Below are 19,716 nucleotides of genomic sequence, written 5' to 3'. Positions count from 1 at the left end.
TGTGGTGCTGACCACGGCCTGCGCCGGGCACCTCGGCCCGGGCACGACCGAGGGAGGATGGTCGCGTGACGAATCTCGAGGCACGACCCCCGAGCAGGACTGCCCCGCCGACGCCGCCCGCACGCCGGTGCTCGAGCGCCACGAGGCGCGCGACGTCCCCCTCGGGGGCCTGCGGGGCGCCGTCGTCTCCCGCACGCTGCCGCAGCGCGACCTCTCGACCGTCGGGGCCTGGTGCTTCCTCGACGCGTTCACGCCGGGTGAGGTTCCGATGAATGTGCTGCCCCATCCGCACATCGGGCTCCAGACCGTCACGTGGCCCCTCGCGGGCCGCATGCTGCACCGCGACTCCCTGGGGTCCGAGCAGGTGCTCGTCCCGGGCGAGCTGAACCTCATGACGAGCGGCGACGGCGTCGCCCACTCGGAGTTCATGGTCGACGGCGCGGGCGCGCGCGGCCTGCAGCTGTGGGTCGCGCTCCCGGACCACGCACGCCGGACCGACGCCGCGTTCGACCACATCGCCGATCTTCCCGTGCTGGAGCGCTCCGGTCATCGCGTCACCGTGATCATCGGCGAGCACGACGGCGCCACCTCGCCCGCGCGCGTGCACTCGCCCCTGCTCGGGCTCCAGGTCGACGTCGACCCCGGCGCAGAGGTCGCCCTCCCCTGCGGCCCGATTTCGAACACGCCGTGCAGGTGATCGACGGCGCCCTCGACGTCGAGGGTGAGGTTCTCGAGCCCGGGCCGCTGCTGTACCTGGGTCAGGGGCGGGACCGGGTGGTCGTCCGTCACGTCGCGGGTCCGGAGGACGACGGCGAGAGCTCCGCGGCGCCGGCGCGTCTCCTCGTCCTGGGCGGCGAACCGCTGCGCGAGGACCTGCTGATGTGGTGGAACTTCGTCGGCCGGACGCACGACGAGGTCGCGGCGGCCCGCGCCGACTGGGAGAACCCGGACCGCCGGGCGGCGCGCTTCGGCGTCGTCCCGGCCCACGGCGAGGACCGCATCCCGGCGCCCCCGCTGCCGAACGTGCGCCTGACGCCGCGCCGTCGCCGACGCTGACGCTGACGCTGACGCTGACGCTGACGCTGACGCTGACGCTGACGGAGCCTGACGCACGGCTGCGGAAGATCGACGGCGCGTGACGCCGCCGATCTTCCGCAGTCCGAGAACGGCGGCGGTCGCCGCCCGGGGACGAGCTCAGTCGCCGAGGAACTCCAGCAGCACGCGGTTGAACTCCTCCGCGTGACTCACGTTGCAGCCGTGCGGCGCGCCGGCGATCACGTGGAGCCGGCTCGCGGGCAGCGCGGCGTGAGTGCGCCGGCCCGACCCCTCGAACGGGACGGTGCCGTCGCCGTCCCCGTGCAGCACGAGGGTCGGCACGGGGATCAACGACTCGAGGTCCCCGCGGAAGTCGGTGGTGCCGAACGCCTCCATGCAGCCAAGAGCCGCACGCTGATCCGACTGGCGGCAGAGGGCGATCGCGTCCTGCCGCTGCTGCTCGGTGACCTTGAGCTCACCGTCGACGGAGAAGAAGTCGGTCGTGAACTGGTCGAAGAAGGCCTCGCGGTCGCTGCGGAGGTCCTGCTCCATCTCGGCCGCGGCCCCCTTCGTCAGCGGGCCCTCCGGGTTGTCACCGGTCTGCAGCATGTAGGGCGGGACGGCCGCGGCGAGCACGACGCTGCGCAAACGCTCGACGCCGTGCCGCGAGGCGTACCGCGCGACCTCGCCGCCGCCCATCGAGAAGCCGACCAGCGTCGCGTCGGTCAGGTCGAGCCCGGTCAGGATGGCTTCGAGGTCGTCGGCCAGCGTGTCGTAGGTGTAGCCGGTCCGCGGCCGGTCGCTGCGGCCGAAACCGCGCCGGTCGTAGGTGACGACCCGGTACCCGGCGTCGGTGAGCGCGGGCACCTGCTCGCTCCACGACTCGCCCGAGAGCGGCCAGCCGTGGATGAGGACGACGGGGCGACCGTCGCCGCCGGTGTCGTCCACGTGCAGCTGCGTGTCCTTGAACAGACCGTGGTGCGCGGTGATCTCCATGGCGGAGCTCCTCGTCGTCGGGGGCAGACCGCGGTGAGCGGCCCGACGACAACGGTAGGCAGGGGAGAACCGGCTTGACCAGGATGTTGCTCGCGCGTGACCGCGAGCTCAGGCCAGCAGCGCCGCCGCCAGCAGCACCACGGGGACCGACACGATCGTCGTGACGAGCACGCTCTCGCGCGCGAGCGCGACCCCGCGGTCGTAGCGCACGGCGTAGGTGAAGACGTTCTGCGCCGTCGGCAGGGCGGCGATCACGACGGCGGCCAGCAGCGCCTCCCCTCCAGCCCGACGGCGGCCCCCACCCCCCACGCGAGCGCCGGCTGAACGACGGACTTGAGCGCGACGACGAGCGCGAGCCGCCCCCGCTCGGGCGACCGGCCGGGCACCGGCGCCCCGCGCAACGAGATGCCGAACGCCAGGAGCATCGCCGGCACCGCCACTCCACCGAGGGTCTCGACCGGTGCCATCACCACGGCGGGCGGCTCCCACCGCGTCGCCGCGCTCACCACCCCGGCGAGCGAGGCGAGCAGGATCGGGTTGCGCAGGGGCGTCAACGCGTTCCGGAGGCGCCGGTCCGGGCTGCGGTTCTCGAGCTGGTCGAGCACGACGAACGCGGCCGGGGCGAGCACGACGAGCTGGAACATCATCGTGGGCGCCGCCGCGGCCGCCCCACCGAGGGCGTACACGGCGATCGGGATCCCGAGGTTGCCCGCGTTGACGTACCCGGCGCTGAGCCCGCCGATGACCGTCTCACCGGCGGGGCGCCGCAGCAGCAGCCGGGCGACGAGCACGTAGATCAGGATCATCGCCAGCGACGTGCCGTAGGAGACGAGCGAGCGGGGCTCCACGATCGTGGCGACGTCGGAGCGGGCCAGCGTGACGTAGAGCAGCGCCGGCGCCCCGACGAAGAACGACAGTCGCGAGAGCACGGTGGCCGCACCCTCGCCGAGCACACCCGTGCGCCCCACGAGGTAGCCGACGGCGACGATCGCCCCGATCAGCGCGAACCCCGCCAGCACACCCGCCACCCCCCGAACGTAGTACGGGGGTGGGCGCGGGCTAGCCTGGCCCGATGCCCAGCGGTCGCGACGACGAGACCTCACCGCGCACGCGCGACATCGCCCGGGCCGTCGCCGTCCTGGCGCGCGAGCGCTCGTCCGCCGGGCGCCGCCGCGCGGCCCGCACCGCCCTCGCGGAGCTGCAGCCGTCCGCGCTCGAGTGGGCCCGGCACCTCGACGCCCTCGTCGCCGTCGCGCACGTCGGCGAGGGTCCCGACCTCGGCCTCGCGCAGCGCGCCGTGCACGCGGTCGACGACGATGCGACCCTCCCCCGCACCGACCACCTCCCGGCGGTGCTGGCCACGAGCGCGGCGCTGCTGCGCCGCCCGGCGAAGGGCACCGCGCGCGCCGCCCTGGTCCGCGCGGCGCTGCTGCTGCGCGGCGACGGCCTGGACGACCGGGCGCGCGGCGAGGTGCTGCGCGCCGTCGCGGCCGGTCTGGGCCACCCCGCCCCCGACGTGGCGCGACGGGCCCGCGCGACGATCACGGAGCACCTGGCGGCCGTCCCCGACGACGTGCGGGCCGACCTCGCCGCGCTCCTCGCCGGACCCGACCCGACCTCCGCCGACCTCGACGCCGCCCCGGCGCCCCGGCGTCACCCGTGGCCGGTGAGCGATGCGAGCCCCGGGGCGGTCCGCGACCTCGTGGAGGGGCGGGCCCGCACCCTCGTGGCGTGGGAGTCGGGCCTGGCGGCGCTCGTCCACCTGCACGCGACCGACCCCGGTGCGCTCCGCGCCGCCGTGGCCGACGTCCGCCTCGGGCGGGAGGCGGGCCGCGGCGAGCGCGACGCCGCCCGGCGCCTCGTGCGCACGATCCGCGACGAGGCCTCGGGCGTGCGCGCGGCGGTGGCCGGCCTCGTCGACGCCGTCGGCGCGCTGGGGCGCTATCTCGGGATGGCCCCGGCGGCCGCTCGTGGTCCCGGCGGCTCCGGCGCCGTCGGGAGCACCGTGCCGCACCTCGCACGACTGGCGGAGGTGGCGGACCTCCTGCGCGAGCGCCCGGTGCCGCGCCTGCTGGCCACGCCGACCCACGACGACGGCAGCATCGACCCCGCGACGCTCCTGGCGCGCATCACCGCCGCGGCCCGCGAGGGCTGGGAACCGTGGCCGGTGGACACCGAGGCGGCGCTGCTGCGGCTGACCGTGCCGCTCGACGTCGCCCCACTCCGCGCGGCCGGGCACGCCCTCGGCACGGGCGCCGGCCACGCGTACGCCGCCTGGCTCGGGCACGACGGCCTGGTCCTGCCTCGCCTCGACGTCGCCCCGGGCCCGCCGCCGCACGCGGTGGTCGTCGGTCCGGCGCCCGCCGGGGCGTCCGGCCCGCTCGCGGCCGCGCTGCTGGCGGTGCCCGACGGCGACTCCCCGGCGGGCGACCTCGTCCGGGCGCGGCGGACGGCGTGGCCCCCGCTGTCCCACGCCGGGCCCGGCCGCACCGGCTGGCTCGACCTGCGCCCGCTCCCCCACCACCCGGAGCTCGCGGCGGCGTGGCTGCTGCCGCACGTCTCCGCGACCGCAGCGTCGGCGGGGGCGGGCGAACCCGATGTCGCCGCGCTGCGGACCGTCGACGGCGACGTGGGCGCCGTCACCGCCGCCGTCCTGGCCCACCTCCTCCTCGGCGAGCGACCGGCCCGGGACGAGGCCGTGGCGCTCGCCCGGCACCTGAGCGGACGCCGGCAGCCGTGGGGCGCGCTCACCGGCGAGGCGCTCGTGGTGCTGGTGCCGGCCCGGCGCACCCTGACCGCGCGCCTGGTCGAACCGCTGCGCGCCGTCGCGGCCGCCGGGGGTGGCCCGGGCACGCTCGTGCTGCTCGTCACGGTGCTGCCCGCACTCCTGACGGAGCGGGCGCACGGGCTCCCGGACCTGCTGGCGCTGACGTCGTCGCTGCTCGAGACGCACGGGGCGCCCGAGCACGCGGGTGCGGCGCTGCGCTCCGCGCTGCGGCTCGTGGCCGACGGCGACTCGATGACCGCGCGCGAGGCCGCCCGGCTGCTGGCGGCGTTGCCATCTCTGCCTGCGTGACCGATCTCACGACAGTTGCGTTGACGAACAGTTTTCTTGACGAACTGTTCGGGACGGGGGACGGTTGATACACGGCCTGCTGATCCAGGCCGTTCGAGAGTGACTGAAGGAGACATGACATGGGCATCATCGGCTGGATCGTCCTGGGACTCATCGCCGGCGCCATCGCCAAGGCGATCCTCAAGGACCGCGCACCGGGTGGCTTCCTCGCCACCCTGATCCTCGGCGTCGTGGGCGCCCTCGTCGGCGGCTTCCTCGGCAACCTGATCTTCGACGCCGGCCTGGAGAACTTCTTCAGCATCCAGACCTGGGCGCTCGCCATCGGCGGGTCGCTCGTCGTGCTTCTCGTCTACGGGGCCCTGACGGGCCGCAAGGGCGCGCGTCGCTGACGCAGCCGCGCACGAACGACGGCGGCCACGCTCCTAGCGGAGCGTGGCCGCCGTCGTTCATCCGGGCGGATCAGGAAGTCAGGCCTCCGCGTCCTCGGCGAACGTGAGCGAGACCGAGTTCATGCAGAACCGGTCGCCCGTCGGGGTCTGCGGCGCGTCGTCGAACACGTGCCCGAGGTGCGAACCGCAGTTCGCACAGCGCACCTCCGTGCGCACCATCCCGTGGCTGCGGTCCTCGATCAGCTCGACGGCGTCGCCCTCCTTCGGCGCGTAGAAGCTCGGCCACCCGCAGTGGCTGTCGAACTTCGTCTCGGCCGTGAACAGCTCGGCCTTGCAGGCTCGACACGAGTAGGTGCCGCGTCGCTTCTCGTCGAGCAGCTCGCCCGTCCACGCCCGCTCGGTGCCGGCCTGCCGCAGGACGGCGTACTCCTGCGGGTCCAGGAGGCTGCGCCACTCCTCGTCGCTCTTCCAGACCTGATAGCTCACGGCCGATCTCCTCTCGCTGGGCTGTCCACCCATCCTCAACCATCGCAGGTGCGCCCGTGTTCCAGGGATGCGGGAGTGAGACGGCAGGATGGAGGGGTGAAGCTGCTGCTGCCCGACTCCTTCCCGCTGAGCCTCGACCTGCCCGACGGCGTCGAGACCGTCACCTACGCCGTCCGCGACCCGCTGCCGCCCGAGCACCACGACGCCGAGGGCATCGTGCTGTGGAGCCTGTCCCCGCGCTGGCTCGCGCGCTCCGCGCAGGAGCTGACCTCCCTGCGCTGGGCGCAGACGCTGACCGCCGGCACCGACCAGATCGAGGCGGCCGGTTTCGCGGACGACGTCGTCCTCACCTCGGGCAACGGGCTGCACGACGGCCCCGTGGCCGAGCACGCGCTCGCCCTCATCCTCGCGGCGGCGCGACGGCTCGACGTCGCCGTCGACGCCCGCCGCGAGCACCGGTGGGCGCGCGAGCTCGGCGTGAACCAGCCGCGCGACAACGCCGAGCGCTTCACCCTCGTCGGTGGCGCCCGCGTCGTGATCTGGGGCTTCGGCGGGATCGGTCAGCGCCTCGCGGGGCACCTGAGCGCGCTCGGCGCCGAGGTCACCGGGGTCGCGCAGCGCGCGGGCGAGCGCGCGGGGTTCCCCGTGGTGACGGCCGACGCCCTGCCCGAGGTCCTCGCGGACGCGGACGTGCTGGTGAACATCCTCCCGGCCACCTCGGCGACGGCGGAGGTCGTCGACGCCGCGACTCTTGCGCTGCTCCCGCGCAAGGCCTGGTTCGTCAACGTCGGCCGCGGCGCCACCGTCGACGAGGCCGCGCTGCGCACCGCCCTGTGGGACGGTGTGATCGCGGGGGCCGCGCTCGACGTCATGGCCACCGAGCCGCTGCCGACGGACGACCCGCTGTGGGACACCCCGAACGTGATCCTCACCCCGCACTCCGCCGGCGGCCGACCCCTCGGCGCCGAGGAGCTGGTGGAGTCCAACGTCGCCGCGCTGCTCGCGGGCGAGGAGCTGCGCAACGTCGTGACCCTCTGAGGGACGTGCGACGGCGTGGCGCCCCGCCCGGGGTGTCGGCGCGCGCCGTCGTCCATCCGCGCGTCGCTAGAGCGAGGCGACCACCAGCGCGTTGCCGTCGCCGCCGCGCAGCTGCCGCACGCCGTCGGGGATCTCCGCCGGGTCACGCCCCTCGAGCCCGACGACCGGCACCCGCCGCGCGAGCTCGTCGGGCGCCAGCGGCGTCCCGGCGGTGAGGAGGTGCTCGGCGGGCGTGAGCGTACGGATCGCGACCGTGTCGACGGCCTGCGGGAACTCGGCGGCGAACTCGGCGTAGATGCCGGGGTCGCGCTGCCCGTCGTCGCCCACGAGGACCCAGCGCAGCTCCGGGAACTCCTCGCGCAGCCGGCGCAGCTGCGTGCGCTTGTGCTCGAGGCCGGAGCGGAACCAGCGCTGGGCCGAGGGTCCCCAGTCGGTGAGGATCAGCGCACCCGCGGGGAACTCGTAGCGGTCCAGGAAGTGGCGGATCACCGGGGCGTAGTTCCACGCGCCGGTCGAGACGTAGACGATGAAGCCCTGGTTCTCGCGGCCGAGGAACGTCGCCATGCCGGGCACGGGGCGCCGCTGCCCCTCCTGCATCACGAAGGTGTTCCAGAAGGCCTGCAGCGGCGAGGGCAGCAGCGTGATCATCGCCGTGTCATCGATGTCGCTGACGACGCCGCGGCCGATGGCCGGGTCGACCACGTCCACGCGACCGCGGCCGGGATCGGCCCCGCCCGGGACCTCCACGTGGACCTCGTGCTGCCCGGCGGGCAGGTTCACCGGCAGCCGGACGTCGAGGTAGCCGCCCGGTTCGGTGCGCACCCGGTGCACCGTGTCGCCGATCCGCACCCGGACCGGGAGGTCCGGCGCCGAGACGGACAGGTAGCGCCGGAAGCCGCGCGAGCGACCCTCGGCGCTGCGCCGCGCCGTCGGCGGCATGACCAGCACGCGGCACAGCAGGCGGATCCAGCCGCCCTCGCCGTCGACGGCGGCGCGGCCGTAGGTGTCGTACACCACCGGGGTGGGGCGCCAGCCGCGGCGGGCCAGCACCGTGGCGGCGCGCCGCTCGAGCGAGGCCTCGATGGAGGCTGCGAGGTTCGGACCGCGGGAGACGTCTGCCATCCCTCCACCCTGCCCGAGATCGGGTCGGATGCGTCGGATCGGCTGCGACGTGGTCGGCGGGGCGAAGAGGTGACGACGACGGCGCCCGACCGAGGTCGGGCGCCGCCGTCGCGATCGCGTCAGGCTGTCAGCGCTGCGTCATCTGGACGAAGCCGCCGCCACCGCCGGTGCTCGTGGAGTACGTGACGGGAGCCGAGCCGCGGCCCTTGCCACGTCCGCCGGCACCACCACCGCTGCGGGCGCCCGACCCGCGGACGCCGCCGCCGCGCGACTCGCCCTTGGGACCCTTGGCCGCCGACCGCTGACCGCGGCGCTGGTGCTGACCACCGGGCGCGCCGGCGGCCTGCCCGCCGCCGCGCGACTCGCCGCCGCGAGCGCCGCCGTCGCCACGACCGCCGGACGGGCGGCCCTCGGACGTGCGGGCGGACGCGCCGACGGGAGCCGCGGCACCGGCTGCGCCGCGCCCGCGGCCACGTCCGCGACGGCGACCACCGCCGGAGCCCTCGCCGCTCGGGGCGGATGCACCGCCGTCGACCGCCGCCCGGGTCTGGCCCTCCTGACCGCCCTGGCGACCCCGACCACCCTGGCCGCCCTGCCCACCCTGGGCCGAGCGACCGGAACCGCCGCCGGCACCCTTGCGGCGCGGCTGCTGCGGCTCGGGCTTGGTCGCGGCGCCCGCGGGCATGGCCCCGGGGGCCACGCGCGGGGCGACCTCGCCGACCAGCGCCGTCACGGCCGCGTCGGTGGCGCGCACGCGCTGCGGCGTCGCGGTGATCTTGGCGGCGCGCGTCAGCTGGCGCACGTCGCCGCGCTGCTCGGGCAGGACGAGGGTGACGACGTCGCCGCCCGCGCCCGCGCGCGCCGTGCGGCCCGAGCGGTGCAGATACGCCTTGTGCTCGGCCGGCGGGTCGACGTGCACGACGAGGTCGACGTCGTCGACGTGGATGCCGCGCGCGGCGATGTCCGTGGCGACCATGACGCGCACGTCCCCGGAGTGGAACGCGGCGAGGTTGCGCTCGCGCGCCCCCTGGGACAGGTTGCCGTGCAGGTCTGTGGCGGGGATGCCGGCCGCGGTGAGGCGGCGCGCCATCTGGCGCGCCTGGTGCTTGGTGCGCATGAAGAGCAGGCGGCGGCCACGGCCCGAGGCGAGCGCCTCGACGATGTCCTTCTTCTCCTCGGCGCCACCGACCTCGAAGAGGTGGTGGGTCAGCGCGGCGACCGGCGAGCTGGCCGGGTCGACCGAGTGCGTGACGGGCTTGTCGAGGAACCGCTTGACGAGCACGTCCACGCCGTTGTCGAGGGTCGCGGAGAACAGCAGGCGCTGCCCGACGGCGGGCGTGGCGCGCATGATGCGCGTGACACCCGGGAGGAAGCCGAGGTCGGCCATGTGGTCGGCCTCGTCCAGCACCGTGATCTCGACGCCGTCGAGCGAGACGAGCTTCTGGCCCATGAGGTCCTCGAGGCGGCCGGGGCACGCGACGAGGATGTCGATGCCGCCGCGGAGGGCGGAGACCTGCTTGCCCTGGCCGACGCCGCCGAAGATCGTCGTGATGCTCAGGCGGGCGGCCTTTGCGAGCGGCGCGAGCGTCTCGGTGATCTGGTTGGCGAGCTCACGGGTGGGGGCCAGCACGAGGGCGCGCGGGCGGCTGGGCTCGGCACGACGACCCGGTGCGAGGCGCGTGACGACCGGGATGGCGAACGCGAGAGTCTTGCCCGAGCCGGTGCGGCCGCGGCCGAGCACGTCGCGGCCGGCGAGGGAGTCGGGGAGCGTGGCGACCTGGATCGGGAACGGCGCGGTGATGCCGCGGTCCGCGAGGGAGGTGATGAGGCTCTCGGGGATGCCGAGGTCGGCGAAGGAGGGGGCGGCGTCGGCGGGTGCGGACGCTGCGGGCGCCGTCGAGGGCGCGGAGGAGGGAGAAGACACGGGGGTCCAGTTCTGCTTCGGCGTGACGTGGCGCCTGCGGCGCCCGCGTCTCGCGGCCTTGGCCGCGGAAGGATGCGATCGCCCGGGTGCGGCTGGCGCTGCGGGCGCGGCGATCGGCAGTGTGCCGGGTGCAGGCCCGCGGGGCGGAAGATCTCGCGGCACGGCGCAAGGGTGCGCCGTCGCGACCATCCTCCCACACGCGGGGTCGCCGACGCGTCCGCCCCGCCCGCACCCGCTACCGTCGGGGCGGGCGACGCCGTCGCCGACCACGTTCGGGAATGTTGGTTCGTGGTAGTTTCTGATCGCTCGGCCGAGGTGGGTCGAGGCGGCCGAGGTGGACTGGGAACGAGGGAGTCGTCATGTCGTGGATGGTCACCGGGGGTGCGGGCTACATCGGGTCGCACGTGGTGCGGGCGTTCGGGGAGGCGGGGATCGACGTCGTCGTGCTCGACGACCTCTCCAGCGGCCACCGCGACTACGTGCCGGACGGTGTGCCGTTCGTCGAGACGAGCCTCCTGGACACCCCCGCCGTCACCGCGGCGCTGCGCGAGCACGGCGTCACCGGAGTCGTTCACCTGGCCGGCTTCAAGTACGCGGGCGTCTCGGTCAGGGAGCCGCTGCACACCTACACGCAGAACGTGACGGGGACCGTCAGCCTGCTCGAGGCGATGGTGGCCGCGGGCGTCGGCAACCTCGTCTTCTCCTCCTCCGCCGCGACCTACGGCACGCCGCGCACGGACCTCGTGACCGAGACGACGGCGACCAGCCCCGAGTCGCCCTACGGCGAGTCCAAGCTCATCGGCGAGTGGCTGATCGCCGACGCCGGGCGCGCCCACGGCATCCGCCACACGTCGCTGCGCTACTTCAACGTGGTCGGGTCGGGCACCACGCAGCTCGCGGACACCTCGCCGCACAACCTCTTCCCGCTCGTGATCAAGGCGCTCAGCGAGGGCCGGACGCCGCGCATCAACGGCGAGGACTACGCCACGCCGGACGGGACGAACGTGCGCGACTACGTGCACGTCGTCGACCTCGCGACCTCGCACGTCTCCGCCGCGCAGGCGCTGGAGGGCGGGCGCGAGCTCGAGCGCGTCTACAACCTCGGCAGCGGCGACGGCCTCTCGGTGCGCCAGATCATGGACGCCTTCGCCGCCGCGACGGGCCAGGACTTCACGCCCGAGATCGGTCCGCGCCGCGCCGGCGACCCCGACCGGATCGTGGCCGACGGCACGCTCGCCGCCCGCGACATCGACTGGGCGATGCGCCACACCGTCACCGACATGGTCGCCTCGGCCTGGGCGGCGCGCCCCCGCGACTGACCCCACCCCCGTTCGCGAGGGCTTGGTGGGAGCCCGCGAGGTACTTCTGGGGCTTCGCGAGAGACTTCAGGACGTCCGCGAGAGACTTTGGGGACGCCGCGAGACTTCTGGGGATCTCGCCCTACGCGTGCGCTGCGCCCTCGGGGTGGTCGCGCACGTGCGAGGCGGGCTCGATCTGCAGCGTCGAGTGCTCGACGTCGAAGTGACCCGCCAGGCACGCCTGCAGCTCGTCCAGCACCGCGCACCGACCGGCCGCGGCGGCGCCGTCGGCCACCACCACGTGCGCGGAGAGCACCGGCACCCCCGACGTGATGGTCCACGCGTGCAGGTCGTGGACCGCCACGACCCCGGGCACCGCCTCCAGGTGCTCGCGCACCCGCTCCACCGACACCTCCGCCGGCGCCCCCTCGAGCAGCACGCGTGCGACGTCCCTGAGCAGCGCGATCGCCCGCGGCACGATGAGCACGCCGATAGTGATGGAGGCGACGGCGTCGGCCCGCTGCCACCCGGTCACCGCGATCACGACGGCGGCTGCGACCACCGCGACCGACCCCAGCAGGTCCCCGAGCACCTCGAGGTAGGCGCCGCGCACGTTCAGGCTCTCGTGTCGCCCCGCCCGCAGCAGCCGCAGCGACACGAGGTTGGCCGCGAGCCCGACGAGCCCCGCGGCCAGCATCAGGGATCCGCCCACCTCCCCCGGCTCGCCGAGCCGCCGCACCCTCCACGATCACGAGGGTCCCGACGACGATGAGCACGACGCCGTTGACCAGCGCCGCGAGCACCTCGGCCCGCTGCCACCCGAAGGTCCACCGGTCGGTCGCCGGACGGGCCGCGAGCCACGTCGCCACCAGGGCGATCGCCAGCCCCGCCGCGTCCGAGAGCATGTGCCCGGCGTCCGCCAGCAGCGCGAGCGAGCCGGTGACCAGCGCGGCGACCACCTCGATCACGAGGACCGTCACCGTGATGGCGAGCGCCGCGACCAGCCGGGGACGGTGCCGCTGACCCGCCGTCGTCGCGCCGTGCGCGTGCCCGTGGCTCACGGCGCACCTCCCTCGTGCGTGTGCACGACGGCGTGCAACCCGTCGTCGAGCAGCTCCTCGGCGCGGTCCACCAGCGCGAGGAGCGCCGACGTCGTGAGTCGGTAGAAGGTGGCGCGGCCCTGGGCCCGCGGCGAGACCAGGCCCGACTCCCGAAGCACGGCGAGGTGCGCCGACGTCGTCGACTGGGCGAGCCCGACGCGGGTGACGAGGTCGGTGACCCGGAGCTCGCCGTCGGCCAGCGCGTGCACGATCGTGAGCCGCGCGGGATCGGCGAGCGCGCGGAAGACCGCGGCGACGGCCGCGTGGTCGTGGCGGTCGTCCGCCGGGGCGCAGGCACCGTCGGCGCCGTCGCGAATCATCGTCATACGTCGATGATAGCGGCCCGGAACGATCAGCGTCAGTCCCAGCCCAGCTCGTGCAGACGCTCGTCGCTGATCCCGAAGTGGTGCGCGATCTCGTGCACCACCGTCACCGCCACCTCCTCGGCCACGTGCTCGGCGTCCTCGCACATCGCCAGCGTCGGCAGCCGGAAGATCGTGATCCGGTCGGGCAGCGAGCCGGCGGCCCACCACCCGTCGCGCTCGGTCAGCGGCGTGCCGTCGTAGAGGCCGAGCAGGTCCTGCGGCTCCTCGCTCGGCGGCAGGTCCTCCACGAGCACGACGACGTTGTCCATCAGGGCCGCGAGCTCGTCCGGAACGAGGTCGAGACCCTCCCCCACGCAGACCTCGAAGTCCTCGAGCGTCATCTCGACCGGCATCAGGCCGCCCCGCCGTCGGACTCGTCAGACCCGTCGAACCCGCCGGAGTCCGGCCCTCCCGGCCACCGCCGCCCGGCCTCCGTGGCCGCGTCGGCCAGCCGCGCCCGGTGCACGGCCCACGCGTCGTCGTCGAGCGGCGCCAGGTTCCCGTCGCCGTGCCCGGCGCGGCCGTCGAGGAGCTCGCGCACGACGTCGGCGTGCCCCGCGTGCCGTGCCACCTCGGCGATCACGTGCACCAGCACCTGGCGCAGCGTCACGTCACCGCGGTCGCCCCACCACGGCACGAGCCCGACGGCGTCCAGCGGCAGCTCCGCGATCGTCGCCTCCGCGATCACGACCGATCGCGCCTGCAGCGCCAGGACGTCGGTCCGTGGCACGTCGGCGGGGACCCACATGTCGGCGTTCGTCTCCTCGCGGTCGTCCATCCACGGCAGCGCGGGCCCGGGCCTGCCGAACACGAGCCCGAAGTACTCGATCTCCACGCTCGCGACGTGCTTCACGAGCCCGAGGAGGTTCGTCCCCGTCCGGACGACCGGCCGCCGGACCTCCTCCTCCGACAGCCCGTCGAGCGTCCCCAGCAGCTCGCGCCTGGCCTTGCGCAGGTAGCGGTTCAGGAGGTCCTTCTCCGGGTCGACGACGTCGTCCGCACCGGTGCCAGAACCGGAACCACTCTCAGCGACCATGCCGCCCACGCTACTTGGCGCGCCGGGGCCGGCCGAGATATGCAACGCCCGAGAGCGCTGCAACGACGCCGATTTGGGCGATCGAAGATCTCTCACGTATGCTTCACGAGGTTCTGGGGCACTTCGGTGTCACGGGCGCTCAACGCAGTACGGGCCCCCATCGTCTAGCGGCCTAGGACTCCGCCCTTTCACGGCGGCAGCACGGGTTCGAATCCCGTTGGGGGTACGGATTCGCTGAGCTGGAAGTGAAGTGGTACGGTCTCGTTCGGCAGTTTCGCAGGTCAAGCTCCACCACGAGGCCCCGTAGCGCAGTTGGTTAGCGCGCCGCCCTGTCACGGCGGAGGTCGCGGGTTCAAGTCCCGTCGGGGTCGCAGATGGATCAGCCGGTCACCCAGGTGGCCGGCTGATCTTTCACCAAGGCTCTGTAGCTCAGTTGGTAGAGCGCACGACTGAAAATCGTGAGGTCACGGGATCGACGCCCGTCGGAGCCACCAGATCGACAGCCCCGCCCGGTGCATCCGGAGCGGGGCTTCGTCGTCCTAGGACTGGCAGCCGCGTGGCACCCCCTCGCGCTCCCCGGCGTCCAGCGCGTCCACCCACGCGAACAGGTCCGGCAGCAGCGGCGAGTCCCCCGCGATCACCCCCATGTGCGTGCGGCCCTCGTACTCGTGCACCTCGACGTCGCGACCAGCCGCGCACAGCTGTCCCGCCAGCGTCCGCTGGATGTCGATCGGGACCACCTCGTCGTCGGCACCCTGGCCGAGGAACAGGGGCGCCGGCACGAGGCCGTCCGCGGCGTTCTCGCGCAGCCGCTCGGCCACGGGGCCACCCTCGAGGTCGAGGTCGTACAGCGCGTCGCGGTCCCCCAGCGCGACCGCCGCCAGCACGGTCACGAGCATGCCGCGCTCGCTCGCGCAGCGGCTCGCTGCCTCCGAGGCGAACACCCGCCCGGCGGGGTGGACCGTGTCGACGAGCCGGATGTCGGGGTACTCCTGGGCGTACGGGACCAGGACGTAGGACGTGATGGCGCGCCCGAGCGGGGAGGCGCCGTCGTCGAGCACCGCGTGGGCGAGCGCGAGGGGGTCGCTCGCGGCCGAGAGCGCCGCCACGCTCGCCACCTCGAGCTCGGGGGCGTAGTCGGCGGCGATGCGACCCGCCCACAGCGTGGCGTGACCGCCCTGCGAGTGGCCCCAGAGCATCACGCGCTCCCCGGCCTGCGCCGCGGGCAGGGCGCGGGCCGCCCGCACCGCGTCGAGGGTCGCGCGACCCTCCCCCTGCCCGATCAGGTACGGGTAGCGGCCGGCCGTGCCCTGACCGGGGTAGTCGGTCGCGACCACCACCCAGCCCCGCCGGACCATCTCCCCCACCCCGGGCACGTTCCGCTCCGTCACCGCCTCGGCCGTGAGGCTGGGCGCGCACCGCTGCGCGACGCCGGTCGTGCCGTGCTGCCACGCGAGCACGGTGCGCGGCGCGGCGCTCTCGCCGTCGGGGACCACGACGACGGCGCTCGCCACCGCCGCGGACCCGTCCTGGCGGGTGGTCGTGTAGAGCACGCGTGTGGCCGACGACGCCGGCGGCACCTCGCCGTCGTACGCCTCGGTCCGCAGCACCGTCCCGGGCTCCGCCGGGATCGCGCCGTCCCAGGCGTAGAAGTCGGGCACGGGGGCGACGTCGGAGCGCAGCCAGCCGAGGCCGGCCGTCGCGAGGAGGACGAGGGTCGACGCCGTCACGAAGCCCGTCGCGACGAGCCAGCGGGGGGCGGTGCGGCGGCCTCGCCGAGGGCGCACCGCCCGGACGAGCTGCCGCACACCCACGACGACCGCGGAGAGGGCCGACGTCGTCGCGAGCAGCAGGAGCGCCAGGTCCGGCCAGGTGAGGACCGGCCAAGCGGCGACGGCGCACGCCACCGCCGCCAGCAGCGTCACCGGGCGCGGCGCACGGCCGGTGCCCCGCACGGCGCGCAGCACGAGGCGAGCGGCCGCGCCGAGCAGGGTGAGCGCGACCAGCCACGGCAGGAGCCCGACGGCGCGGGGGACGTCGAGCAGCGCCCCGACCGCGAGTACCGCGGCGAGCACCCCGGCGGCCCACCACCGCGCGCGGCCGCCGCGCCACGACGGCGTCAGGTCCGACCCGGTCGACGGCGACGCGAGCGCCCGCACCGCCCCCAGCACCACGGCCGGGCCGGCGACGACGGCGAGCACGAGCAGCGTCGCCAGCGGACGCGTCAGCGCCACGGCTCCGGCCGCGACGAGCACGAGCCCGACGACGGCCGACAGCACCCGGCGACGGGACGGTGACGGGGGCATGCCCCGAGCGTAGGTGGCGGCACCGACACCGGCCCGCGACGCCGGAACCGCGCACCCGCTGCCGCGCGGGGGCGCACCGGCGCCCGTGGTGGGATGGTGCGGTGACCGATCGCTCCACGGCCGCCGCGCCGACCACCGCCCCCGCCGCCGCCGCCCTCGAGACCTTCACCGCAGCCGACGCCGTCGAGCTCGCGGTGCTCGAGCGCTCGGGGTTCGTGGAGTCGCGGCACCTGGGCTCCGCCGTCGTGCTGGCTCCCGACGGCGCCGTCGCGCGAGCCCTCGGCGACACGAGCACGCCGATCCTCCCGCGCTCCACGCTCAAGCCGGTCCAGGCGGCCACCGCGATCGCGCTCGGGGCGGACCTCACCGGGCCGCAGCTCGCGCTCGCGACCGCGTCGCACTCCGGGACGGACGCCCACGTCGCCGTCGTGCGGGAGATGCTGACGAGCGGCGGTCTGGGCGAGCAGGACCTGCGCTGCCCGGTCGCCGCGCCGTCGGACTCCGCCACGCGCTCCGCGATGACGCTGCGCGACGAGGCGCCCTCGCGCCTGCGGATGAACTGCTCCGGCAAGCACGCGGCGATGCTGCTCGCCTGCCGCGCGCAGGGCTGGAGCACGCACGACTACCTCGACCCGGCGCACCCGCTGCAGCGCGCGACGCTCGCGCTGCTCGAGCGCGTGGCGGGCGAGCGGGTGGCGGCGACCGCGATCGACGGCTGCGGCGCCCCGGTGCACGCGCTGTCGCTGGTCGCGCTGGCCCGGACGATCCGCTGGGCCACCACCGCGAGCGCCGACGCCGCGGACGGCCGCGACCGCGCCGTCGCTCGCGTGATCGCCGCCGTGCACGCCGATCCTTGGGCGATCGACGGTCCCGGCCGCGAGAACACCGAGGTGATCGAGCGGCTCGGCACGTTCGCCAAGGGCGGTGCCGAGGGCGTGATGGTGATGGCGGCGCCGGACGGTCACGTGGTCGCGCTCAAGGTGCTCGACGGCGGGGCGCGGGCCACGAGCGTCGCCGCGCTCGCGCTGCTGGTCGCACAGGGCGCGCTGGCCGCCGACGCGGTCGCGGCCCTGGCCACGCTGCCGACGGACGTGCGCGGCGGGGACGCCGTCGTCGGCCGCCTGCGCCCCACCCTCTGACCGCGAGAGCTTTTGCCGACCCTCCCCGAGAGGATTACCGACCCTCCCCGAGAGGTTTTCCGACGCTCCCCGAGAGGATCAGCGACCCGGAGGTACCTCGCGAACCCCCACAAGTACCTCGCGGCGCCCCAGAGACCCCTCGTGAAGGATCAGGCGCGCGACCAGGGGCTGCGGCGCGCGTAGGCGGTCAGGTCGACACCGCGCAGCTCCGCGTACTCCCGCAGGGGCCCCGTGACCAGCACGTCCGTCTCCCGCAGCCCGACGACGTCGCGCGCCCCGAGCAGCGCCATCAGGTCGGCGATCTCCGCCAGCCACTCGTGCAACAGCCCGACGAGCGCGTCCACGCCCGCCGTCGTCAGCACGTGCAGGAACTGCCCGGCCACTCCGACGGCGTCGGCCCCGAGCGCGAGCGCGCGCACCACGTCGAGCGGATGCCGCACGCCGCCCGACGCGAGCAGGGCCACTCCGCCGTCACTCCCCACGCGCGCCAACCCGGCCACCTCGAGCAGCGACGCCACCGAGGACTGGCCCCACCCCGCCAGGTACGCCCGGCCGGAGTCCGTCCGGCGCGCCGACTCGATCGCGCTGAAGTCCGTCCCGCCCCGCCCGGCGAGATCCACGCCGGCGACCCCGGCGTCCCGCAGCGCCGCGACCGTGCCGCGCGAGAGCCCGGCCCCGACCTCCTTGGCGATGACCGGGACGCCCACCGCCTCGACGATCGCCGCGATGTTGTCGCGCCAGTGGGAGAAGTCGCGGTCACCCTCGGGCATCGCGGTCTCCTGCGCGGCGTTGACGTGGACCTGCAGCGCGTCGGCGCCCATGATCTCCACGATCCGCGCGGCCTGGGCGCCCGTGACGTTCGCGTTGGTGTTGGCCATCACGAACCCGTCAGGGTTCTCCCGACGCAGCACGGTGAAGCTCTCGGCAACCTCCGGCTGCCGCAGCACGATGCCCATCGAGCCGCACGCCACGGGCAGCCCGGTCTCGCGCGCGACGACGCCGAGCCCACGGTTGATCTCGGCCGCCTGGGCCGTGCCCCCGGTCATCCCGGTCACGTAGAGCGGCACCGGCCAGCCGAGGGCCGGCGAGGCGAGGTCGACGGCGTCGCGGTCACCGCCCGCGAGCGCGTGGTGCACGAAGCGCACGTGGTCGTAGTCGCGCACCGTCTGCGGGGCGTGCTGCGCCATCGCGAGGCGGATGTGGTCGTCCTTGCGCTGCGCCGTCGGGTCGGGGGTCTCGCTGCTCACGTCTCCGATCATCCCCCGGGGAGGGCGTGGTCACCGAGTCCGGTCACCCGGGCCGCTCACCCAGCCCGCTCACCCAGCACGGTCCCGACGGCGAGGCGCGCCCCCAGCGGCACCACCCCCGCGGCGCGCCACGCCTCCTCGAGCCGGGTCCGCTTCTCGGCCCCCGCCACGAGTGCCACGCCGCAGTCGCCGCCACCGGCGCCGGACGGCTTCGCCGCGACGCCCAGTCCGTCCGCGACCTCGGCCAGCGCGGTCAGCACCGGGGTCTCGATCGGCACGCCGACGGCGTCGGCCAGCGCGCGCAGATGCGCACGGTTGGCCCTGACGGCCTCGCTCGCGTCGGTCAGGTCGTCGCGCTCGACGGCGGCGGCCACCTCCCGCGCGCACGTCGCCGCGGCGGCCACGAACCAGCCGGGCAGCCGACCTGCCGCGCGCACCGCCGCCACGAGGGAGACGGTCGAGGCCGGTGCCCCGGTCCACCCGATCGCGACCTCGAACGACGGCGTCGGCAGGGCGCGCGCCTCCAGTCCCGGCCACGGCTGCGCGACCAGGTCGGCGAGCGCCCCCGGGTCGGCGCTGGCACCGTCCCCGACCCGCTCGCGGACCCACGCACGCTCGGGCGAGGAGTACGCGGTCCACCCACCCACGAGGCACGTCGCGACGTCGGCGCCCGAGGCCCGGGGGTTGACCCGCAGCGTCACCAGCAGCGCCGCGCGCAGCAGCTCTTCGCGGGTGAGCCCCAGCCCGTGCCACGCGTCCAGCGCGACGACGCCCGCGGCCGTCACCGCCGCCGAGGATCCGAGACCGTACTTGCGCGGACCCGTGCCGTCGACGTCGGCGTCCTCGAGATCGCTCAGCGTGCGCACCCGGAACGGCGGCCGCGGCCGCCCGTGGGCTCGCGCGAGCGCGTCCATGACGTCCCGGACGGCCGCGACGTAGGACCAGCCGCGCCCCGTCAGGTCCTGGGTCTCGACCGCGGGCCGGACCTTCACCGTCAGCCGGCGGTCCACGGCGACCAGCACAGCGGGCTGACCGGGCTCGACCACGCCGTACTCGCCCGAGACGAAGAGCTTGCCCGGTGCGTGCGCGAGCTGCTCGCCGTCCTCCGGCCCGGCGTCGATCTCGGCGGTGACGCTCACCGGAGCCCCGCGCGACCGGC

The 19,716-nt window shown here is 75.2% G+C and carries 19 protein-coding genes, 3 tRNA genes and 1 pseudogene; 10 read left to right on the top strand and 13 right to left on the bottom strand.

The window, feature by feature from the left end; genetic code table 11:
- Positions 1 to 4 precede the first annotated feature (4 nt).
- Together QQK22_RS18460 and QQK22_RS18455 are read left to right on the top strand one after the other, a co-directional pair.
- Positions 5 to 697: a pirin family protein gene (locus QQK22_RS18460; RefSeq protein WP_348525432.1), complete on the top strand. Its 693-nt coding sequence runs from the start codon at positions 5 to 7 to the stop codon at positions 695 to 697.
- The gene (locus QQK22_RS18455; RefSeq protein ID WP_348525430.1) at positions 694 to 1,056 is read left to right on the top strand and encodes a pirin-like C-terminal cupin domain-containing protein; all 363 of its coding nucleotides are present in this window, start codon (positions 694 to 696) and stop codon (positions 1,054 to 1,056) included. Before QQK22_RS18460 ends, QQK22_RS18455 begins: the two co-directional genes overlap by 4 nt.
- A gap of 138 nt (positions 1,057 to 1,194) precedes the next feature.
- Here QQK22_RS18455 and QQK22_RS01155 read toward each other — a convergent pair whose 3' ends face one another.
- From QQK22_RS01155 to QQK22_RS01145, 3 genes are all read right to left on the bottom strand, one after another.
- Positions 1,195 to 2,031: an alpha/beta fold hydrolase gene (locus QQK22_RS01155; RefSeq protein ID WP_284248765.1), complete on the bottom strand. Its 837-nt coding sequence runs from the start codon at positions 2,029 to 2,031 to the stop codon at positions 1,195 to 1,197.
- A 108-nt stretch (positions 2,032 to 2,139) separates the two neighbouring features.
- Positions 2,140 to 2,286, bottom strand: coding sequence for a hypothetical protein (locus QQK22_RS01150; RefSeq protein WP_284248763.1), 147 nt, complete (start codon positions 2,284 to 2,286; stop codon positions 2,140 to 2,142).
- Positions 2,283 to 3,059, bottom strand: coding sequence for an AEC family transporter (locus QQK22_RS01145; RefSeq protein ID WP_284248761.1), 777 nt, complete (start codon positions 3,057 to 3,059; stop codon positions 2,283 to 2,285). Before QQK22_RS01145 ends, QQK22_RS01150 begins: the two co-directional genes overlap by 4 nt.
- Before the next feature lie 44 nt (positions 3,060 to 3,103).
- Here QQK22_RS01145 and QQK22_RS01140 point away from each other — a divergent pair, with 44 nt between their 5' ends.
- Both QQK22_RS01140 and QQK22_RS01135 read left to right on the top strand, forming a co-directional pair.
- A complete protein-coding gene (locus tag QQK22_RS01140; protein ID WP_284248759.1) occupies positions 3,104 to 5,107 on the top strand; it encodes a hypothetical protein in 2,004 nt (667 codons plus the stop codon).
- 119 nt (positions 5,108 to 5,226) lie between these two features.
- Entirely contained in the window at positions 5,227 to 5,496 is a 270-nt protein-coding gene (locus tag QQK22_RS01135) for a GlsB/YeaQ/YmgE family stress response membrane protein (protein WP_284248757.1), read from the top strand.
- A gap of 78 nt (positions 5,497 to 5,574) precedes the next feature.
- Here the strand turns inward: QQK22_RS01135 and msrB are convergent, their stop codons facing one another.
- Complete coding sequence (gene msrB, locus QQK22_RS01130; RefSeq protein ID WP_284248755.1) at positions 5,575 to 5,982, bottom strand: peptide-methionine (R)-S-oxide reductase MsrB; 408 nt, start codon at positions 5,980 to 5,982, stop codon at positions 5,575 to 5,577.
- 96 nt (positions 5,983 to 6,078) lie between these two features.
- Here msrB and QQK22_RS01125 point away from each other — a divergent pair, with 96 nt between their 5' ends.
- A complete protein-coding gene (locus QQK22_RS01125; RefSeq protein ID WP_284248754.1) occupies positions 6,079 to 7,020 on the top strand; it encodes an NAD(P)-dependent oxidoreductase in 942 nt (313 codons plus the stop codon).
- Positions 7,021 to 7,086: 66 nt separating this feature from the next.
- Here QQK22_RS01125 and QQK22_RS01120 read toward each other — a convergent pair whose 3' ends face one another.
- Both QQK22_RS01120 and QQK22_RS01115 read right to left on the bottom strand, forming a co-directional pair.
- Positions 7,087 to 8,142: an App1 family protein phosphatidate phosphatase gene (locus QQK22_RS01120; protein ID WP_284248753.1), complete on the bottom strand. Its 1,056-nt coding sequence runs from the start codon at positions 8,140 to 8,142 to the stop codon at positions 7,087 to 7,089.
- A 127-nt stretch (positions 8,143 to 8,269) separates the two neighbouring features.
- A complete protein-coding gene (locus QQK22_RS01115) occupies positions 8,270 to 9,982 on the bottom strand; it encodes a DEAD/DEAH box helicase (protein WP_284252463.1) in 1,713 nt (570 codons plus the stop codon).
- A 443-nt stretch (positions 9,983 to 10,425) separates the two neighbouring features.
- Here QQK22_RS01115 and galE point away from each other — a divergent pair, with 443 nt between their 5' ends.
- Complete coding sequence (gene galE / locus QQK22_RS01110) at positions 10,426 to 11,385, top strand: UDP-glucose 4-epimerase GalE (RefSeq protein ID WP_284248751.1); 960 nt, start codon at positions 10,426 to 10,428, stop codon at positions 11,383 to 11,385.
- Positions 11,386 to 11,506: 121 nt separating this feature from the next.
- Here the strand turns inward: galE and QQK22_RS01105 are convergent.
- The 4 genes and pseudogenes from QQK22_RS01105 to QQK22_RS01090 all read right to left on the bottom strand — a co-directional run bounded on the left by QQK22_RS01105 (position 11,507) and on the right by QQK22_RS01090 (position 13,865).
- Positions 11,507 to 12,425 (bottom strand): annotated as a pseudogene (locus tag QQK22_RS01105) (cation diffusion facilitator family transporter).
- Positions 12,422 to 12,790, bottom strand: a complete 369-nt coding sequence (locus QQK22_RS01100) for an ArsR/SmtB family transcription factor (protein WP_284248749.1) — start codon at positions 12,788 to 12,790, stop codon at positions 12,422 to 12,424. Before QQK22_RS01100 ends, QQK22_RS01105 begins: the two are co-directional and overlap by 4 nt.
- A 32-nt stretch (positions 12,791 to 12,822) precedes the next feature.
- Positions 12,823 to 13,170, bottom strand: a complete 348-nt coding sequence (locus QQK22_RS01095; RefSeq protein WP_284248747.1) for a metallopeptidase family protein — start codon at positions 13,168 to 13,170, stop codon at positions 12,823 to 12,825.
- 11 nt (positions 13,171 to 13,181) lie between these two features.
- Positions 13,182 to 13,865, bottom strand: coding sequence for a DinB family protein (locus tag QQK22_RS01090; RefSeq protein WP_284248745.1), 684 nt, complete (start codon positions 13,863 to 13,865; stop codon positions 13,182 to 13,184).
- A gap of 153 nt (positions 13,866 to 14,018) precedes the next feature.
- Here QQK22_RS01090 and QQK22_RS01085 point away from each other — a divergent pair.
- The 3 genes from QQK22_RS01085 to QQK22_RS01075 all read left to right on the top strand — a co-directional run bounded on the left by QQK22_RS01085 (position 14,019) and on the right by QQK22_RS01075 (position 14,359).
- Positions 14,019 to 14,091: transfer RNA gene (locus QQK22_RS01085), tRNA-Glu, on the top strand.
- Between the two features lie 71 nt (positions 14,092 to 14,162).
- Positions 14,163 to 14,236: transfer RNA gene (locus QQK22_RS01080), tRNA-Asp, on the top strand.
- Between the two features lie 47 nt (positions 14,237 to 14,283).
- Positions 14,284 to 14,359, top strand: a tRNA-Phe gene (locus QQK22_RS01075).
- A gap of 45 nt (positions 14,360 to 14,404) precedes the next feature.
- On the opposite strand, the gene QQK22_RS01070 is transcribed toward QQK22_RS01075, so the two are convergent.
- Positions 14,405 to 16,171: a lipase family protein gene (locus QQK22_RS01070; RefSeq protein ID WP_284248743.1), complete on the bottom strand. Its 1,767-nt coding sequence runs from the start codon at positions 16,169 to 16,171 to the stop codon at positions 14,405 to 14,407.
- 101 nt (positions 16,172 to 16,272) lie between these two features.
- Between QQK22_RS01070 and QQK22_RS01065 the strand changes: the two genes are divergently transcribed.
- Positions 16,273 to 17,310, top strand: a complete 1,038-nt coding sequence (locus QQK22_RS01065) for an asparaginase (RefSeq protein WP_284248741.1) — start codon at positions 16,273 to 16,275, stop codon at positions 17,308 to 17,310.
- Positions 17,311 to 17,459: 149 nt separating this feature from the next.
- On the opposite strand, the gene fni is transcribed toward QQK22_RS01065, so the two are convergent.
- Positions 17,460 to 18,557: a type 2 isopentenyl-diphosphate Delta-isomerase gene (fni, locus tag QQK22_RS01060; protein ID WP_284248739.1), complete on the bottom strand. Its 1,098-nt coding sequence runs from the start codon at positions 18,555 to 18,557 to the stop codon at positions 17,460 to 17,462.
- Positions 18,558 to 18,613: 56 nt separating this feature from the next.
- Positions 18,614 to 19,696, bottom strand: a complete 1,083-nt coding sequence (locus tag QQK22_RS01055; protein WP_284248737.1) for a phosphomevalonate kinase — start codon at positions 19,694 to 19,696, stop codon at positions 18,614 to 18,616.
- Between the last annotated feature and the right edge of the window lie 20 nt (positions 19,697 to 19,716).

It is taken from the genome of Litorihabitans aurantiacus (assembly GCF_030161595.1).
Lineage (GTDB): Bacteria > Actinomycetota > Actinomycetes > Actinomycetales > Beutenbergiaceae > Litorihabitans > Litorihabitans aurantiacus.
Note: the sequence above shows the minus strand (reverse complement) of the source record. Positions and strands in the feature narration are given on the sequence as shown.

What these genes read in the sequence shown, in the direction of transcription:
- QQK22_RS01140 (WP_284248759.1), top strand. Translation starts at nt 3,104, where the DNA reads ATGCCCAGCGGTCGCGACGACGAGACCTCACCGCGCACGCGCGACATC.
- QQK22_RS01135 (WP_284248757.1), top strand. Translation starts at nt 5,227, where the DNA reads ATGGGCATCATCGGCTGGATCGTCCTGGGACTCATCGCCGGCGCCATC.
- QQK22_RS01155 (WP_284248765.1), bottom strand. Translation starts at nt 2,031, where the DNA reads ATGGAGATCACCGCGCACCACGGTCTGTTCAAGGACACGCAGCTGCAC.
- QQK22_RS01095 (WP_284248747.1), bottom strand. Translation starts at nt 13,170, where the DNA reads ATGACGCTCGAGGACTTCGAGGTCTGCGTGGGGGAGGGTCTCGACCTC.
- QQK22_RS01100 (WP_284248749.1), bottom strand. Translation starts at nt 12,790, where the DNA reads ATGACGATGATTCGCGACGGCGCCGACGGTGCCTGCGCCCCGGCGGAC.
- galE (WP_284248751.1), top strand. Translation starts at nt 10,426, where the DNA reads ATGTCGTGGATGGTCACCGGGGGTGCGGGCTACATCGGGTCGCACGTG.
- QQK22_RS01070 (WP_284248743.1), bottom strand. Translation starts at nt 16,171, where the DNA reads ATGCCCCCGTCACCGTCCCGTCGCCGGGTGCTGTCGGCCGTCGTCGGG.
- QQK22_RS01090 (WP_284248745.1), bottom strand. Translation starts at nt 13,865, where the DNA reads ATGGTCGCTGAGAGTGGTTCCGGTTCTGGCACCGGTGCGGACGACGTC.
- QQK22_RS01120 (WP_284248753.1), bottom strand. Translation starts at nt 8,142, where the DNA reads ATGGCAGACGTCTCCCGCGGTCCGAACCTCGCAGCCTCCATCGAGGCC.